Annotated in this window: 16 protein-coding genes; 8 read left to right on the forward strand and 8 right to left on the reverse strand. The window is 68.7% G+C overall.

Annotated elements, in window-relative coordinates; all coding sequences use genetic code 11:
• Nucleotides 1-18: 18 nt before the first annotated feature.
• Nucleotides 19-684: a TrmH family RNA methyltransferase gene (locus OG555_RS11090; RefSeq protein ID WP_329482734.1), complete on the reverse strand. Its 666-nt coding sequence runs from the start codon at nucleotides 682-684 to the stop codon at nucleotides 19-21.
• Nucleotides 685-708: 24 nt separating this feature from the next.
• On the opposite strand from OG555_RS11090, the gene OG555_RS11095 reads away from it, so the two are divergent.
• Nucleotides 709-1416 (forward strand): DedA family protein, encoded by a 708-nt coding sequence (locus tag OG555_RS11095; protein ID WP_329482735.1) that lies wholly within the window; start codon nucleotides 709-711, stop codon nucleotides 1414-1416.
• 3 nt (nucleotides 1417-1419) lie between these two features.
• Here the strand turns inward: OG555_RS11095 and OG555_RS11100 are convergent, their stop codons facing one another.
• From OG555_RS11100 to pyrE, 5 genes are all read right to left on the reverse strand, one after another.
• Nucleotides 1420-1830: a hypothetical protein gene (locus OG555_RS11100; RefSeq protein ID WP_329482737.1), complete on the reverse strand. Its 411-nt coding sequence runs from the start codon at nucleotides 1828-1830 to the stop codon at nucleotides 1420-1422.
• A 114-nt stretch (nucleotides 1831-1944) separates the two neighbouring features.
• Complete coding sequence (locus tag OG555_RS11105; protein ID WP_329482739.1) at nucleotides 1945-4932, reverse strand: AfsR/SARP family transcriptional regulator; 2988 nt, start codon at nucleotides 4930-4932, stop codon at nucleotides 1945-1947.
• Nucleotides 4933-5150: 218 nt separating this feature from the next.
• A complete protein-coding gene (locus OG555_RS11110) occupies nucleotides 5151-6017 on the reverse strand; it encodes a LemA family protein (protein WP_329482740.1) in 867 nt (288 codons plus the stop codon).
• Between the two features lie 37 nt (nucleotides 6018-6054).
• Nucleotides 6055-6783, reverse strand: a complete 729-nt coding sequence (locus OG555_RS11115) for a DUF3137 domain-containing protein (RefSeq protein ID WP_329482741.1) — start codon at nucleotides 6781-6783, stop codon at nucleotides 6055-6057.
• Entirely contained in the window at nucleotides 6783-7328 is a 546-nt protein-coding gene (gene pyrE, locus OG555_RS11120) for an orotate phosphoribosyltransferase (protein ID WP_329482742.1), read from the reverse strand. Before pyrE ends, OG555_RS11115 begins: the two co-directional genes overlap by 1 nt.
• Nucleotides 7329-7462: 134 nt before the next feature.
• Here pyrE and tdh point away from each other — a divergent pair, with 134 nt between their 5' ends.
• The 4 genes from tdh to OG555_RS11140 are packed head-to-tail and all read left to right on the forward strand — an operon-like array spanning nucleotide 7463 to nucleotide 10429.
• Complete coding sequence (gene tdh / locus OG555_RS11125) at nucleotides 7463-8512, forward strand: L-threonine 3-dehydrogenase (RefSeq protein ID WP_329482743.1); 1050 nt, start codon at nucleotides 7463-7465, stop codon at nucleotides 8510-8512.
• 11 nt (nucleotides 8513-8523) lie between these two features.
• Nucleotides 8524-9693 carry a glycine C-acetyltransferase gene (locus OG555_RS11130; protein ID WP_329484798.1) on the forward strand — a complete coding sequence of 390 codons (1170 nt, stop codon included), beginning with the start codon at nucleotides 8524-8526 and terminating at the stop codon, nucleotides 9691-9693.
• Nucleotides 9694-9743: 50 nt separating this feature from the next.
• The gene (locus tag OG555_RS11135; RefSeq protein ID WP_329482744.1) at nucleotides 9744-10019 is read left to right on the forward strand and encodes a ribbon-helix-helix protein, CopG family; all 276 of its coding nucleotides are present in this window, start codon (nucleotides 9744-9746) and stop codon (nucleotides 10017-10019) included.
• Nucleotides 10019-10429, forward strand: a complete 411-nt coding sequence (locus tag OG555_RS11140; RefSeq protein WP_329482745.1) for a type II toxin-antitoxin system VapC family toxin — start codon at nucleotides 10019-10021, stop codon at nucleotides 10427-10429. The genes OG555_RS11135 and OG555_RS11140 overlap by 1 nt, the downstream gene beginning before the upstream one ends.
• A 47-nt stretch (nucleotides 10430-10476) precedes the next feature.
• On the opposite strand, the gene OG555_RS11145 is transcribed toward OG555_RS11140, so the two are convergent.
• Complete coding sequence (locus tag OG555_RS11145; protein WP_329482746.1) at nucleotides 10477-11073, reverse strand: hypothetical protein; 597 nt, start codon at nucleotides 11071-11073, stop codon at nucleotides 10477-10479.
• A 924-nt stretch (nucleotides 11074-11997) separates the two neighbouring features.
• Here OG555_RS11145 and OG555_RS11150 point away from each other — a divergent pair.
• From OG555_RS11150 to OG555_RS11160, 3 genes are all read left to right on the forward strand, one after another.
• A complete protein-coding gene (locus tag OG555_RS11150; RefSeq protein ID WP_329482747.1) occupies nucleotides 11998-12831 on the forward strand; it encodes an SAM-dependent methyltransferase in 834 nt (277 codons plus the stop codon).
• A gap of 93 nt (nucleotides 12832-12924) precedes the next feature.
• Nucleotides 12925-14010 (forward strand): winged helix DNA-binding domain-containing protein, encoded by a 1086-nt coding sequence (locus OG555_RS11155; protein WP_329482748.1) that lies wholly within the window; start codon nucleotides 12925-12927, stop codon nucleotides 14008-14010.
• A gap of 62 nt (nucleotides 14011-14072) precedes the next feature.
• Entirely contained in the window at nucleotides 14073-14897 is an 825-nt protein-coding gene (locus OG555_RS11160) for an aldo/keto reductase (protein WP_329482749.1), read from the forward strand.
• 143 nt (nucleotides 14898-15040) lie between these two features.
• Here the strand turns inward: OG555_RS11160 and OG555_RS11165 are convergent, their stop codons facing one another.
• Nucleotides 15041-16000, reverse strand: a complete 960-nt coding sequence (locus OG555_RS11165) for a LysR family transcriptional regulator (protein WP_329482750.1) — start codon at nucleotides 15998-16000, stop codon at nucleotides 15041-15043.
• Nucleotides 16001-16231: the final 231 nt, after the last annotated feature.

The following is a 16231-nucleotide window of genomic DNA, read 5'->3' on the forward strand; positions in this document are numbered from 1 at the left end:
CTGCGCCGGCCGTTTGGATCAGCTGCTGGACGGCTGACCGAAGGTGTGCCGCCGGATCCACGCGTGCATGGCGATCGCGGCCGCGGCGCTGGCGTTGATCGAGCGGGTCGAGCCGAACTGGGCGATGGAGAGGACGGCACTGCAGGACTCGTGCGCCTCCGGCGTGAGCCCCGGCCCCTCCTGACCGAAGAGGAGGACGCAGCCGCGCGGCAACTCGAAGGTCTCCAACGGGACAGCGCCAGGCAGGTTGTCGATACCGATCACGGGCAGCTCACGCTCAGCGGCGTACGACGCCAGGTCCGTCAAGCGAGGGTGGTGCCGCACGTGCTGGTAGCGGTCGGTCACCATCGCGCCGCGGCGGTTCCACTTCCGGTTGCCGACGATGTGCACCTCGGCGGCGAGGAATGCGTTTGCTGTCCGGACGACCGAGCCGATGTTCAGGTCGTGCTGCCAGTTCTCGATCGCGACGTGGAACGGGTTCCGCTGCGTGTCGAGGTCCGCGACGATCGCCTCGAGCTTCCAGTACCGGTACCGATCCACCACGTTCCGCCGGTCGCCGGCCGCCAGCAGCTCCGGATCCAGGCGCGGATCATCCGGCCGTTCGCCCTGCCACGGGCCGACCCCGACCTCGTTCGGACCGACCGTGTCCGCACCGCGAAGATCATCGCCACTCAGCTGTTGCACAGTTCGGGACGCTACCCTGTCCGCGTGCTCTCTCTTGCCGCGATGCTGATGCCGAACTGGATGGATCCGGAATACCTGCTGCACTGGCTGGGTGACTGGGCCCTCTGGGGGACGGCTCTGGTCGTGTTCATCGAGTGCGGGTTGCTGTTCCCGATCCTGCCCGGCGACTCACTGCTGTTCGCCGTCGGCCTCTTCATCGCGGCCGGGACCATCAGCGTCCCGCTGTGGCTCGCCTGCGTGATCCTGACCGTCGCGGCGTTCCTCGGCAACGTCTCCGGGTACTACATCGGCCGAGCGCTCGGGACGACGCTCTTCAAGAACCCGAACGCCCGGATCCTGAAACCGAAGTACCTCGTGCAGACGCACGAGTTCTTCGAGCGGTACGGCGCGCGCGCCCTGGTGCTGGGCCGGTTCGTGCCGATCGTGCGGACCTTCATCACGGTCGTGGCCGGCGCGGGCAGGATGGAACCGAAGAAGTTCTTCCTCTGGACCGGCATCGGCGCCGTCCTGTGGGCGACCGGCATCACCCTGCTCGGCCACGCGCTCGGCAACGTGAAGTTCATCCACAACCATCTCGAGTCGGCGCTGATCCTGCTGGTGCTGATCTCGCTGATCCCGATGGTCGTGGAGTACTTCCTCGCGAAGCGCCGCAACCGCACCGCTACTCCGGCGGAGGATGCCCCCAGGCACGCCGCCCCGAAGAGCCCGGTCACCAACCACACCAACGACTGAAGGTCAGTGCCCGAACGGGAAATGGGGCTCGGACCAGACCCAGTCATTGCTGAGCACAGCCAGGTCCGCGATCTCGACCTGACCGTTGAGTAACGGGCCGACCACCTGACCGGATCCGAGCGCACATGCCACCCGGATCCGGTCTGCCGCGTGGTACCAGACCAGCGCCCCCCGTGGCGCCACCCCTTCGTGCAGCAGGGTGTGATGATCGAGCCACCGCACCGCATCGGCCGCGTCGTGCCAGCCGCTGTCCTGGGCATAGCCGAAAGACATCCGCTGGAACTTCAACGGCCAGTCCTGCCAGGCCGTCGAGCCCACCCGTTCCAGCTGCCAGTTCAGCGCCGCCTCCGTGTCCCGCGGGTTCGAGACCCGCGGGACGATCGGGCGCTCCACAGCAACCTCCCCCCAGGCCATAAGGTCTCCTCCCCGTTCCCCCGAAACCCTCGGCCTGCTTGCCGTGGCAGTACTGATCCTGCCGGGTGCGAATACAGCCGCCGTACATTCGCAAACGCCAACCACACAAGGTGATCAGCCGGCTGCGGCCCCGGGGTCGAAGGCGGCCAGCTCGCGGCGGCACTCGGCGGCGCGGACGTCGTTGCCGGCCTGTTGCCAGACCCGCGCGGCGCGGTCGAGGGTACGCCGGGCGGAGTCGAGGTTGCCCGTGGTCAGATACAACTGGCCGAGGTGCTGCGCGGCCTGTCCCTCGACGCTGCGATCACCCAGCCGGTGACCGATGTCGATCGCGTCCAGCAGCATCTTCCGGGCCGCGGCCACCTCGCCACGGGCCATCAGCGCACGGCCGAGCTCGGCCCGGGTGTACGCCGCACAGTGGTCGTCACCGATCCCGTTGAAGATCGCCAACGAGGTCCGCAGCTGACGGACCGCCTGGTCGTAGCGCTCCTGGTGGATGCGGAGCGCCGCGATCCGCCGCCGTACCTTGGCCTCGCGGTGGTTGTCGCCGAGCCGTACGCCGAGCAGGAAGGCCTGAGCCAGATACCGCCCGGCCGTGACCGTGTCGTCGCGGGCCAGCCAAATGGACGCGGTCGCGGTCCGGGCGACTGCCTCGCCGTTCGCGTTGCCGACCTCGACAAACGCCTCGATGGCCTTCTCGTACTGCGCCAGTGCCTCGTCGGGCCGCCCACGCTCGCGCAGCCAGGTGCCGAGTCCGACGGCGGTGATGCCGTCGCCGAGCCGGTCACCGGCCTCGGCGAACCCACTCGCTGCCTCGTTCAGGTGCCGCCACGCTGGGTCCCAGTCGTCCTGGTAGAGCCCGAGCTGGCCGAGGTTACGATGCATGATCGCCTCCGCGCGCCGGTCGCCACAGGCGATCGCACTGAGCAGGCCCTGCTGGTGCGACCCGTTCCAGTCGTCGAAGCCGGCCCGCATGTCGAGGTACGGCCCCCAGGCGGCGGCGATCCGCCAGGCGTACTCGTGCAGCCCGTTCTGCGCGGCGGCGCGGATCGCGGGCACGAAGGTGCTGCGCTCGCTGTCGAACCAGGCGATCGCGTCGGTCTCTGTGAACGGCGCTGGGTCCGGCGCAGTCAGCGGCCCGGTGTGCTCGAGTACGCCGAAGTACTCGAAGGCCAAGGCGTTGTTGGCCCGGCGGATCTTGTTCAGGATCGCGTCGAGCACGGCCTCCACGTCCCGGATCGCCTCCGCCTTCTGCTCCTCGTCACCGACGCCGAGTGCGTGCAGACGCAGCAGGTCGTGGACCCGGTAGCGAGCCGTCCCCCGGTGGTCGACCGAGCTGATCCGGACCAGGTTCACCTCGATCAGCCGGTCGAGGCTGCGTCGTACCGAGGCCGGCGACGCGACCGCCTCCAGGGCCCGCGCCGAGAAGACGCCGACCGCGAAGTGGCCGATCAGGCGGTACAGCCGGGCCTCCTCCGGGTTGAGCGCGCCGTAGCTCAGGTCCGCACTCGTGCGGACGGCGAGCTCGCCGATGCTCAGCTCGTCCAGCCGCGACGTCTCGTCGCGCAACCGCCGGGCGAGCTCCCGCGCGCTGAGGTCGGGACGCTGGGCCAGCCGGCTGCCGACGATCCGGATCGCCAGCGGCAGGTTCGCGCAGGCGGTCAGGATCTCCTCGGCTTCCGGCGAGGTCTGGTCGAGCCGATCCGCGCCGGCCACGGACGCGAGCAGCGCGGCGGCCTCGCGGTCGTCGAACGTGTCGAGCGGCAGGCTGTCGGCGCCGGCCAGGTCCATCAGCCGGTTGCGACTGGTGACGACGACGGCCGACGCGCCAGTACCCGGCATCAGCGGGGTGACCTGACCGGCGGTGGCGACGTCATCGAGGATGATCAGCACCCGGCGGCTGGCCAGCTCGGACCGGAGCATCGCCGAGCGCCGGTCGGGGTCAGTGGGGATCGCGTAGTCCGGCAGGTTGAGGCTGAGCAGCAGATCGGTCAATGCCGCGGCCGGATCCCGGGGCTGCGTCGCACCGTGCATGTCCAGATAGATCTGCCCGTCCGGAAACGACTCGCGGACCAGATGCCCGAGCCGTACGGCCAAGGACGTCTTGCCGGTCCCCGGCGCTCCGGAGATGACCGCTACCGGCGGACGCACCGGGTCGCGACCGCAGACGAGGTCACGCAGCTGTTCCAGGTGTTCCCGCCGGCCGCTGAAGTCGGCCAGGTCGAGCGGCAACTGACTCGGTGGCCGCTGCGGATCGGTCAGTTCCGGCGCATCCCATCGGCCCTGCGGTACGCCGACATCCGGTTCCGGGCGTTCCGTCGTACGGGCCGCGGGGATGCCCGGGTTCGGCCAGTTGGCGGAGCGGCCGTTCTCGGCGCGGGCGCCGGCGGCCTCGAGGTCGGGACCCGGCTTGATGTCGAGTTCGTCGGCGAGTGTCTGCACTGCCTTGGTGTAGGCGACCCGGGCTTCGCCGACCCGGCCGGCGGCGAGCAGGGCGTCGACCAGGCGACGCCAGAGTTGCTCGTCGTACGGATCCTCGGTGAGGCGTGCGCCGAGGAGTACGGCGGCTCCACTCGCGTCGCCGTACTCGAGCCGCAGGTCGAGCAGGCTGTCCACCAGCCCACGGTGCTGCGCCTCCAGGCGGGCGATCGAGCCCTCCCAGGCGGCCGGGATCGACAGATCCTCGAGCGGGCGGCCACGCCAAAGCGAGTAGGCCCGGGACAGCACCTGCATCGCCTGGCGGCCATCACCGGCGTCGCGGAGGTGCCCGCCCTCCGCGAGCAGCGACTCGAACAGGCTGGCGTCGAGCTCGTCGACGCCGACCTCGATGCTGTACCCGGCGGTCGATGTGTCGATCGGCGCGGGCAGTCCGGCCTCCTGCAGGACACCGCGGAGCGCCCGGACGTACGTGCGGATGTTCGCGGTCGCCGAGCGCGGCGGATTGGTCTCCCACAGCGCGTCGGCGATCAGATCGGTCGAGACGAACCGGTTAGGGTGCAGCAGCAGTGTGGCCAGCAGTTGGCGGGGTTTCGCGGCCTTCAGCGGCTGACCCGGGACGTGCACGAGGCGCAGGGGTCCGAGGATGCCGTACCTCAGACTGTCCACTCGCCCTGACCTCCTCACTCTGGAACCGACCTATCGTGGCATCCGGCTGTGCCAGGCGGGAAGCCCGATGTACGCCGGATGTATCTCGTTGCGGCACTGTTGACACAGGTACCGGGGGGAGGCAGGCCCGGAAGTGGCGACTTGACCGCCGTCACAACCGGGTCTGGCACTGGCAGGGGTTCGGGGTCGGGGGTCCTGAGCTACGGGGAGCCGGTGCCCTATTGGCCACCGGTGAATGGCGGCTGACCGTCCTGCGGTGCGGGGGAACCCGCAGGCGGGCCGCCCACCGGTGGCTGGCCCTGTCCCTGACCCGGGTACTGGCCCGGCTGCCCCTGGTACGGCGGCTGACCCGGCTGGCCCTGGTACGGCGGCTGACCCGGCTGCTCCTGGTAGCCCGGGAACTGCGGCTGACCCTGGTAGTTGCCCTGGTCACCCGGCATCTGCGGGTGGATCTGACCCGAGGACGGCCCACCCTGCTGCATCTGCGGCGGCGCCTGCTCACCGGCGACCGAGCCGATGGTGCCGAACGAGACCTGCGGGACCGAGCGGACCTGCTCGTCCTTCACCTCGAAGTAGCCGGCCTTCTCGAACTTGAACCCACCCGCGATCAGGTTCGACGGGAACGCCTCGATCCGTGTGTTGTAGTCGCCCACGTTGGCGTTGTAGAACCGCCGCCCGGCCGCGATCCGGTCCTCGGTGTCGGTCAGTTCGCGCTGCAGACCGAGGAAGTTCTGGTTCGACTGCAGCTGCGGGTAGGCCTCGACCGAGATCATCATCTGACGCAGCGCGCCGGACAGCTCACCCTCCGCGGCGGCCCGCTGCTCCGGGGTCGCGCCCTGCACGTTGACGGCCTGGGTGCGGAGCCGGGCGACCTCCTCGAACACGTGCCGCTCGTGCGCGGCGTAGGCCCGGACGGTCTCGACCAGGTTCGGGATCAGGTCGTACCGGCGGTGCAACTCGACGTCGATCTGCCGCCAGGACTCCTGAATCAGGTTCCGTTGCTTGACGAACCGGTTGTACGACGTGATGAGCGCGATGGCCAGAATCACGACGATCACCACGATCGCGATGATGACGAAAGTCATTCCCTGCTCCCGAGTGTCGGTAATGCTGTCTGCGACTCTACGGGTAGCCGGGGCCGAGCGGCGGTTGCCGAAGGCGGGGGTCGACGCCCGCGTAGTCGCGCCAGACGTACGGCGGAACCTGCTCGACGATCTGCTGGAGCAGGGCGAGCCGACTCATGATCTCGGTCGGGTGGTGGGCGCCCTTGTCCCAGCCGACCAGGGAGTTCCCTTCGATCCGCCAGCCGATCTCGCCGCGGGCCAGCAGAAGCTCCATCATCCGCGGCGTCACGACCGCGTGCCCGAACCGCTCGTCGTCCGCCTTCACCCGGAACGCCCGATTGAACTGCTCGCTCTCGAACTGGATGTCGCGGAACCCGAAGGCGTTCGCGACCGCGCCGCCGAAGATGCCCTCGTGGGTCACCTCGAGATGCGGCAGCGCGCCCGGCAGCTGCACCACGACCACGCCGAACTTGTGGGTGGTCGTCGTACGCCGGCCGTGCGAGTCGGTCGAGTGCGTCTGGTAGCTGTAGTCGAAGGCAACCATCTGGTGGCCGTTGAACGCGCCGGAGAGCACGTTCCTGACCTGGCGGTTGTCACCGGCCTGGAACGGCGTACCCGACCACTGCCCGGCCAGCGTGTTGTCGGACGGCAGATACGCCCAGCCCTGCTGCGCGGCGAACCCGGCGAACAACTCGCGCCGCCTCTTCGCGGCAATGTAGTTGAGGTAGAAGAGGCCACCGCCGACCAGGACGGCGAGCAGGATGACGAGGACGGTGCCGCCCTGCATCAGCCGAGCCCCAGGTCCTCGAGCCCGAACACGGCCCGGTACTCCAGGCCCTCCGACTCCACCCGCTCGCGCGCGCCGGTCGAGCGGTCCACGATCACCGCGACCGCGACCACCTCGGCCCCGGCCTCGCGCAGCGCCTCGACGGCGGTGAGCACCGACCCGCCGGTGGTGGAGGTGTCCTCGACCGCGAGCACCCGGCGGCCCTTCACCTCCGGCCCCTCGATCCGCCGCTGCAGGCCGTGCGCCTTCTCGGCCTTGCGTACGACGAACGCATCCAGCGACCGTCCGTCCTGCGCCGCCGCGTGCAGCATCGACATCGCGACCGGGTCGGCGCCGAGCGTCAGCCCGCCGACGGCGTCGTACTCGAGATCCTTGGTCAGTTCGAGCATCGCCGGGCCGATCAGCGGCGCGGCGGCCGCGTCCAGCGTGATCCGCCGCAGGTCGACGTAGTAGTCGGCTTCCTTCCCCGACGCCAGCGTCACCCGCCCGTGCACGATGGCCTTGCTCCTGACCTGCTCCAGCAATCCGTCCCGGTCGTAGCTCATGAGCCTTGAGCTTAGAACAAGGGTGAGTCCACGGATGTTCAGTGGAACTGCAAAGGCTGTGCACGACGTGTCGATGGACGCCGGTGGTTGCCCGGGACGACGATGTGGACGATCGTCGAAGGTGGAGGTGTGCAGTGAAGGCGCTGGTCAAGGCCGAGGCCGAGCCCGGTCTGTGGTTGCAGGACGTTCCGGAGCCGAAGATCGAGGCCGACGAGGTCCTGATCAAGGTGCTCCGCACGGGGTTGTGCGGCACCGATCTGCACATCCAGAGTTGGGACCACTGGGCGCAGAAGAACGTGCCGGTGCCGATGGTGACCGGGCACGAGTTCTGCGGTGAGGTGGTCGAGGTCGGCGTCGGTGTCCGCGACGTCGCGGTGGGTGACGTGGTCAGCGGCGAGGGCCACCTGGTCTGCGGCCGCTGCCGCAACTGCCGGGCCGGTCGCCGGCACTTGTGCATCAAGACCCGCGGCCTCGGTGTCCACGTGCCCGGCGCGTTCGCGGAGTACGTCGCTCTGCCCGCGAGCAACGCGTGGGTCCACCGGGATCAGGTCGATCTGGACGTCGCCGCGATCTTCGACCCGTTCGGCAACGCCGTACACACTGCTCTGTCGTTCCCCCTGGTCGGCGAGGACGTGCTGATCACCGGCGCCGGGCCGATCGGCGTGATGGCCGCGGCCGTCGCGCTCCACGCCGGCGCACGGAACGTGGTGATCACGGACATGTCGGAGTACCGGCTGGATCTGGCCCGCAAGATCGGCGTCACGCGCGCGGTGAACGTCGGCGCCGAGACCATCGCGGAGGCCCAGCACGGCCTCGGGATGCGGGAAGGGTTCGACGTCGGGATGGAGATGTCCGGGCAGCCGGCCGCGCTGCGGGACATGCTCGCGAACATGACGCACGGCGGGAAGGTCGCGATGCTCGGCCTGCCCTCTGACGAGATCTCGATCGACTGGAGCACGGTGGTGCTCAACATGCTGACGATCAAGGGCATCTACGGCCGGGAGATGTTCGAGACCTGGTACTCGATGTCCGTGATGCTGGAACGCGGCCTGGACCTGACCCCGGTGATCACCCACCGCTTCGGGTACGGCGACTACGAGCGGGCCTTCGACGTGGCCCGGCAGGGGCAGTGCGGCAAGGTGATCATGGACTGGACGACGGAATCCCTGGAGGAGAAGCACTGATGTTCGGACGGATGCGGGACGACCTGACGGCGACCATCGGCGAGATCCGGGACGCCGGCCTGTACAAGTCCGAGCGGGTGATCACCTCACCGCAGCAGGCTCTGATCTCCGTTGCGTCCGGCAACGAAGTATTGAACTTCTGCGCGAACAACTACCTCGGCCTGGCCGACCACCCCGAGGTGATCGCGGCGGCCCGGGACGCCTTGGACCGTTGGGGTTTCGGGATGGCGTCGGTGCGCTTCATCTGCGGGACGCAGCAGATCCACAAGGACCTTGAAGGCGCCCTGAGCAACTTCCTCGGCACCGAGGACACCATTCTGTACAGCTCCTGCTTCGACGCGAACGGCGGCCTGTTCGAGACCCTGCTCGGCGCCGAGGACGCGATCATCTCCGACGAGCTCAACCACGCCAGCATCATCGACGGTGTGCGGCTGTCCAAGGCCCGGCGCTACCGATACAAGAACCGCGACATGGCCGACCTCGAGGCCCAACTCAAGGACGCCGCCGACGCCCGCTACCGGATGATCGCCACCGACGGCGTCTTCTCGATGGACGGGTACGTCGCTCCCCTCGACGAGATCTGCGACCTGGCCGAGCGGTACGACGCCCTGGTCATGGTCGACGACTCGCACGCGGTCGGTTTCGTCGGCGCGGACGGCGCCGGTACGCCGTCGCTGTTCGGCGTGAAGGACCGCGTCGACGTCGTCACCGGCACCCTCGGCAAGGCGCTCGGCGGCGCGTCCGGCGGCTACGTCTCCGGCCGCCGCGAGATCGTCGAACTGCTCCGTCAGCGCTCCCGCCCGTACCTGTTCTCCAACTCCCTGGCGCCGTCCGTCACTGCCGCCTCGCTGAAGGCGCTCGAACTCATCGGCGGCTCCAGCGACCTGCGCGACAAGCTCGCCGCCAACACCAAGCTCTTCCGCACCAAGATGACCGAGGCCGGCTTCGACGTCCTCCCCGGCGACCACCCGATCTCCCCGGTGATGATCGGCGACGCCGCCGAGGCCGGCCGGCTCGCCGACAAACTCCTCGACCTCGGCATCTATGTGATCGGCTTCTCCTACCCCGTCGTACCCCACGGCAAGGCCCGCATCCGCGTCCAACTCTCCGCCGCTCACTCGACCGAAGACGTCGAACGCGCCATCGCCGCCTTCATCGAGGCCCGCGCTGCGCTCGGCTGACCCCGCACCGTTGGTGCCAGACATGGTACCGCTCGCGGTACCATGTCCTCATGGCCATGAATCTGAGACTCAGTCCTGAGACCGCGACGGCGCTCCAGGCCGAGGCCGAGCGCACCGGCAGGTCACAGCAAGAGATCGTCCGGGACGCTGTCACCCGTCATCTCCACTTGGTCGAGGACGATTCGTTCGCAACCGATCGAGACCAGGCGAGGTCGGCGCACGTCGTACGTCCGGCGCGGGTGGCCTATCGGAAGGTGACGCCGCGACTCCACCTCCCAGAGGGCACCGACAGTCTCGGCCTGCTCGATCGGGACGACCGCTTCTGATGCGCGTGTACATGGACAGCAGCGCCCTCATCAAGCGAGTGATCGTCGAGCAGGAATCCACCGATCTGGTGGACTTCCTCGATGCGCACTACCAGCAGGCCGACCTCTTGGCGTCGTCTTCGCTCGCATGGGTCGAGGTATCCCGCGCCGTACTGGCGCGCGCCAAGGCGCCGACGACTGCCGGCGATCTGATCGATGGGGCGATGTCCGGTATCGACGAACGGCCGATGACAGCCGAGGTCGTCAGCGTCGCTCGCCGGATCGAGCCGCTAGTGCTGCGGAGCCTCGATGCCATCCATCTTGCGACGGCAGTGTTGATCGACGCCGACCTCGTCGTTACGTACGACGACCGACTCGCGGACGCTTGCCGCCGCAACTCCCTCGCCATCGCGTCACCCGGCCGCGAGTGACGCCGCCCTTCACCGAGGCCCGCGCTGCGCTCGCGGGGTCGCTGTCGTCAGTCGAGGGGGGTTCCTGCTCGCAGGACCTGCTCGAGCCGGGCGGCGACCGCGTCCAGGTCCTGGGTCATCGTCTCCTGCCGGCCGGCTTCCAGCAGGGCCTGGATCTGACCCCGGGCTGCTCGTACGGCGTCTCGCAGGTCGAGTGCCCGGGCTCGAGCGACTTCGTCCGGTGCCGATGGCGCCAGAGCGGTCAGCCGGTCCTCCACCGCGGCGACCCGGCTCTCGGCGAGGTTCCAGGCACCGGCGACTTCCGCGAGCGAACCCAGCTGGCGAAGTTGGGGAATGAGCCCGCGGGCGAACCACGCCACCTCGTCCTCGGCCGACGCCAGTTCCTCGCGCCACTCCCGCCGATGGCTGGCTCTCACCAGCAGCGGAATGGCCACGGCAAGCGCGACCAGCAGCGCCACCAGCAGCCACCACAACCAGGTGGGCGCGCCGTCCGACTCGGCCGAGGTGGGCTGGACCGACGCAGAGGTCGTGGGTGACGGGGCAGCTGTGGATTCCGTCTCGGTCGGCGACGTGGGCTCCTCGGGTGCCGATGACTCGGTGCGGGTCGGTTCCGTCTCCGGCAGCGTCGGCGACGGGGCCGCCACGGCTTGAGACGAGCGGGTCGGTTCCGGCGTCGTCTCGGTGGGCGAAGGCTGTTCCCCGCGCCCCGGTGACCGGGTGGGCTGGGAGCTGGACGACGTCTGCCCGCGTTCCGGTGACCGGGTGGGCTCGGAGGTCGATGACGTCTGCCCGCCTTCCGGCGTGCGAGTGACTTCCGGGATCGTCGCCGTCGGGGACGGCAGCGAGGACGGCGTGCGTGTTGACGCCGGGGACGGCCGCTCGGTGGAGCCGTTGTCTGCGCACGAGGTGAGGAGCAGGACCGCCACAGCCAGACCAACGGCTCGCATCATGGTGTGGGATCCCCTCGTGTGGTCTGTCCTCACGAGGAAGATCGCATCTTCTGTCCGGGCCCGACTCATCCGCGTGGGGCGATATTCGGACATTGCCGGCACCATGGGCATCGGCGACGCGGTAGCGCTGGGCGCGACCGTCATCGAGAAACACATCACCTCAAGCGCGCGGCCCCAAACAGGCCGAACAGAGCGTCCTCGGCTTCCGCCGCTTGACGGCAGCCGCGGTGGTTCGTCCCGCGGCGTACCGAAGCACGGGTAGTAGTCACCCCTGCCGGCCAGCCGCCCGCCCAGCGGACTCCTGTTTTGAGGACTACTGCCCGTCGCTCGGTACGCCCCCCAACAACTGACCCAAGACTGTCCAAGAGGTCTGGGCCAGACGATCTGTGGAAACAAATGTGCGCCCAGTGACAATTTTGTTCCACAAAGGGACCGGCGGGAGCCCGAGGCCGTTGTGGGGTTAGCTCACACGGGCGGGTCATCCCGACTCGCCGGCGCAACATGCTCGGTCGTACCTTCAGTTCCGGAAAAGCCTGTCGCGGTCGCGGTCACGTGCCGTCGCAGATCCGCTACGCTCTTCCTGCAGGCCGAACCGCAAACGGAACAGGGAGTTCATCGATGGCCGAAGGCGAAGACGCCACCATGACCGAGCGGCTCAACATGGACCGGCCACATCCCGCCCGTGTCTATGACTACTTCCTGCACGGCAAAGACAACTTCGCGGTCGACCGGCAGGCGGCGGAGCACCTGCTGGAGGCATTCCCCGGGTTCCGCACCGCGGCGTTGTCGAACCGGATGTGGATGCATCGCGCCGCCCGGTACGCCGCCGAGCAGGGCATCACCCAGTTCCTCGACGTCGGCACCGGCATCCCGACCAGCCCCAACCTGCACGAGGTCGTGCAGGAGATCGTGCCTTCGGCGCATGTCGTCTACGCGGACAACGACCCCATCGTGCTCGCCCACTCCCGGGCCCTGATGGCCAGCCGGCCGGAGGGCAGGACCGCGTATCTCGAGGCCGACGTGACCGACCCGCAGTCGATCCTCGGCTCGGAAGAGGTCAAGGACCTGCTGGATCTGAGCAAGCCGGTCGCCCTGAGCCTGGTCGGAGTGTTCCACTACCTGCCCGACGCGCTCGAGCCGTACGACCTGATCAGGCAACTGGTCGAGCCGCTCGCACCGGGGTCGCTGCTGATCTTCTCGCACTGCACGCCCGACTTCGCGCCCGACCTGTGGGAGCGGGCGATCCAGGTCTACAAGGCGGACGGCGGTGACGCCCAGGTCCGCAGCAAGGAAGAGGTCACCCGGTTCTTCGACGGTCTCGAGCTCGTCGAGCCCGGTGTGTCCGCTCCGTTCCGCTGGCACCCGGACGCCGAGACCGAGGCAATGGTCGCGAAGGACGAGTTCAACGACGTGATGTGCAGCCTCTGGGTCGGCGTCGCCCGCAAGCCCTGACCGTCAGCACAGAGCACCGGCCCGGATCGGTCGACACCGGGCCGGTCGACGCCGCGGCCTGACGTTGTCGGTTGAGTCCGGCAGGATGCCTGCATGGTGCTGATGAGTGCGCGGGCGGTGAATCGGGCGACGTTGGCTCGGCAGATGCTGGTGGAGCGGGCCGACGTATCCGGGGTCGAAGCGGTCGGGCGACTCGTGGGGATGCAGGGGCAGGAGCCCAAGCATCCGTACGTCGGGTTGTGGTCGCGGATCGACGGGTTCGAAGAGGCCGAGCTGGATCGGGCGGTCGCAGAGCGGGACGTGGTGCGGGCGACGATGTTCCGGGGGACGTTGCATCTAGTGACCGCGGCGGATTACTTGCGGTTCCGGACGACGGTGAGCCCGGTGCTGGAGGCCGGGCTCAAGATCCTGGGCGACCGCGGCGAGGGGCTGGAGCCGGCGAAGGTGGTGGCGGCCGCGAAGAAGTTGCTGGCGAAGGAGCCGTTGACGTTCACCGAGGTGCGGGATGCGCTCCAGCAGCAGTTCCCGGAGGTGAACGAGCGCGCGCTCGGGTTCTGCACACGGATGCTGGTGCCGTTGGTGATGTACCCGACGGACGCCCGGTGGAGCTGGTCCGCGAACGCTCGGTTCACCCCTGCGGAGGACTGGCTCGGCAGCAAGCTGCACACGCGCGCCGAGCCCAAAGAGCTGGTGACCAGGTATCTGGCCGCCTTCGGACCGGCCACGCCCGCGGACTTCCAGACGTGGTCCGGGCTACAGAAGGCCAAGCCGCTGTTCGACGACCTCGAGCTGGAGACCTTCACGGACGAGGCCGGCAGGACGTTGTACGACGTACCCGATGGGCCGCGGCCGGATCCGGACACACCGGCGCCCGTGCGGTTCCTGCCGGAGTTCGACAATCTGCTGCTCTCGCACGCGAAACGGGAGCGGATCATCGCGGACGAGCACAAGCCGGCGGTCTACACGAAGAACCTCCGGGTGAAGTCGACGTACACCGTGGACGGTCTGGTCGCCGGGCTCTGGACGGCCGAGAAGAAGCGTGGTGTGGCGACTCTCACCCTGACGCCGTTCGGTCGGACGCTGAAGAGGACGCTGACCGAACTGGAGCGGGAAGGGACCGCGTTGCTGCGGTTCCTGGAGCCCGATGCGAAGACCTATCAGGTGGTCACGAACGGTTGATGAGGTTGTTGTCACACGTCGGATGACTGGGCCAGAACGGTTCGGCCCGGTGGAATGGGCAGATGAGCACAGTCCCCACCATCACTCTGGACAACGGCGTCGAGATCCCGCAGCTGGGCCTGGGGGTCTGGCAGGTCGAGGACGAGATCGTCACCGACGTCGTCACCACCGCGTTCGAGGCCGGCTACCGGCATGTCGACACCGCGGCCATCTACGGCAACGAGGCCGGCGTCGGACGGGCGATCGCCGCGTCGGACCTGCCGCGTGACGACCTGTTCATCACCACCAAGGTGTGGAACAGCGACCAGGGCTACGACAGCACGCTGAAGGCATTCGACGCGAGCCTGGACCGGCTCGGCCTCGAGTACGTCGATCTGTACCTGATCCACTGGCAGTCGCTGCAGCGGGACAAGTACGTCGACACCTGGAAGGCGTTCGAGCAGCTGTACGCCGACAAGCGGGTGCGCGCGATCGGAGTGTCGAACTTCCACGAGCCGGCCCTGCGGCGGCTGTTCGAGGAGACCACGATCCGTCCGGCGGTGAACCAGATCGAGTTGCACCCGGCGCTGCCGCAGGACGAGCTGCGCGCGTTCAACGCGGAGAACGACATCGTCACGCAGGCGTGGAGCCCGCTCGCCTCGGGTGAGCTGCTCGCCGACGCGACGCTGAAGACGCTCGGCGAGAAGCACGGCAAGTCGCCGGCGCAGGTCGTGATCCGCTGGCACCTGCAGCTCGGCAACGTCGTGATCCCGAAGTCGAAGACCCCGAGCCGGATCCAGGAGAACTTCGCCGTCTTCGACTTCCAGCTCGACAACGACGACATGGCCGCCATCGCCGACCTGGAGACGGGCGTCCGCACCGGCGGCGACCCGGACATCTTCGGCTGAACGCCCCTCCCACACCCCTCGCCCCACCCACACCCCCCCCCCGCGCGGCGAACCCTCCAACCCAAGGGGCATCCCCTCAGTTGGAGGGTTGCCCGCTCAGAATTTGAGGGGGCAACCGTCCAGCTCGGCGGGCAAGCGGGCGGTCAGAGGAGGTCGAGGAAGCGGGCTAGGACCGGGGAGCGGTTGTCCGGCGACCAGGCGACGGAGAGTTGCCAGCGCGGCAGGTCGTCGGACAACTCGCGGTAGACGACGGCTTCCGGGTTACTCAGCGGGGTCGGGCTGATCAGCAGCGAGACTCCGAGGCCGGCGGCGACGAGCGACACGATCGTCTGTACGTCGGCCGCTTCCTGCTCGATCCGCGGCACGAACCCGGCCGCCCGGCAGAACCCGACGATCGTGTCGTGCACCGCGGGGCCGCTGGGCCGGGAGTAGAACACGAACGGCTCGTCCGCGAGCTCGGCCAGCCGGATCCGCTGCCGCCGCGCCAACCGGTGCCGCGCCGGCAGCACCGCCACCAGTGGATCCGCCGAAACCGCCCGCGACGCCAAGCCCGGCCCGAGCTGTACGACGACGGTCCCGACGCCCGGCGAGTGGTCCCCGGCGCCGCCCGCCGCTGTGGACCCCCGCTTCCTGCCTCCTTCGATGGGCGCCGGAGCGTTCGGCCGAAGCAGTCCGACATCGATGCGGCCGTCCCGCAGCGCCTCCGTCTGGCGGAGAGTCGTCATGGTCTCCAGATCCAGAACCACTTCCGGATAGGCGTCGCGGAACGCACCCAGCAACCGCGGCAGCGCCTCGTGGGTCGCGGACTGGACGAACCGCAGCCGCAGCGTCCCGAGCTCACCTCGCTGGGTTCGCTGGGCCGCGCGTACCGCTTCGTCGGAGCGCCGGAGCAGATCCTGTGCCTCGGCCAGGAACGTCGCGCCGGCCGCGGTCAGCACGAATCGCCGGCGGACCCGGGCGAACAGTTCCACGCCGAGATCGCGCTCGAGCGTCGCGATCTGCCGGCTGAGCGACGGCTGGGTGAGGTGCAGTCGGGCCGCAGCCCGGCCGACGTTCATCTCCTCGGCCACCACGACGAACGACCGGAGCTGGCGTAGTTCCATACGTCAGATCATGCACTAAACGCATCAACTCTGCGAAAGGAATCCATTGGACGTATAGAGGGGGTTGTTTCTACCGTTGAAGGGTCGAAAGGAATCAAAGTGATGTACGTCCCCTTCTCCGTGATCAAATCGGTCCACGAGCAGACCCACTCAGCAATGCCGAACGCACCGGTCGTCCCGCACAGACAGTCGCGCCGTCACCCACTGCGCGCCGTCCGACGGCTCCTGCAG

The sequence above is a fragment of the Kribbella sp. NBC_01484 genome, from assembly GCF_036227145.1.
GTDB lineage: Bacteria > Actinomycetota > Actinomycetes > Propionibacteriales > Kribbellaceae > Kribbella.

What these genes read in the sequence shown, in the direction of transcription:
- OG555_RS11130 (WP_329484798.1), top strand. Translation starts at nt 8,524, where the DNA reads ATGCGGGACGACCTGACGGCGACCATCGGCGAGATCCGGGACGCCGGC.
- OG555_RS11110 (WP_329482740.1), bottom strand. Translation starts at nt 6,017, where the DNA reads ATGACTTTCGTCATCATCGCGATCGTGGTGATCGTCGTGATTCTGGCC.
- OG555_RS11140 (WP_329482745.1), top strand. Translation starts at nt 10,019, where the DNA reads ATGCGCGTGTACATGGACAGCAGCGCCCTCATCAAGCGAGTGATCGTC.
- OG555_RS11150 (WP_329482747.1), top strand. Translation starts at nt 11,998, where the DNA reads ATGGCCGAAGGCGAAGACGCCACCATGACCGAGCGGCTCAACATGGAC.
- OG555_RS11115 (WP_329482741.1), bottom strand. Translation starts at nt 6,783, where the DNA reads ATGCAGGGCGGCACCGTCCTCGTCATCCTGCTCGCCGTCCTGGTCGGC.
- OG555_RS11165 (WP_329482750.1), bottom strand. Translation starts at nt 16,000, where the DNA reads ATGGAACTACGCCAGCTCCGGTCGTTCGTCGTGGTGGCCGAGGAGATG.
- OG555_RS11160 (WP_329482749.1), top strand. Translation starts at nt 14,073, where the DNA reads ATGAGCACAGTCCCCACCATCACTCTGGACAACGGCGTCGAGATCCCG.
- OG555_RS11155 (WP_329482748.1), top strand. Translation starts at nt 12,925, where the DNA reads ATGGTGCTGATGAGTGCGCGGGCGGTGAATCGGGCGACGTTGGCTCGG.
- OG555_RS11100 (WP_329482737.1), bottom strand. Translation starts at nt 1,830, where the DNA reads ATGGCCTGGGGGGAGGTTGCTGTGGAGCGCCCGATCGTCCCGCGGGTC.
- OG555_RS11135 (WP_329482744.1), top strand. Translation starts at nt 9,744, where the DNA reads ATGGCCATGAATCTGAGACTCAGTCCTGAGACCGCGACGGCGCTCCAG.
- pyrE (WP_329482742.1), bottom strand. Translation starts at nt 7,328, where the DNA reads ATGAGCTACGACCGGGACGGATTGCTGGAGCAGGTCAGGAGCAAGGCC.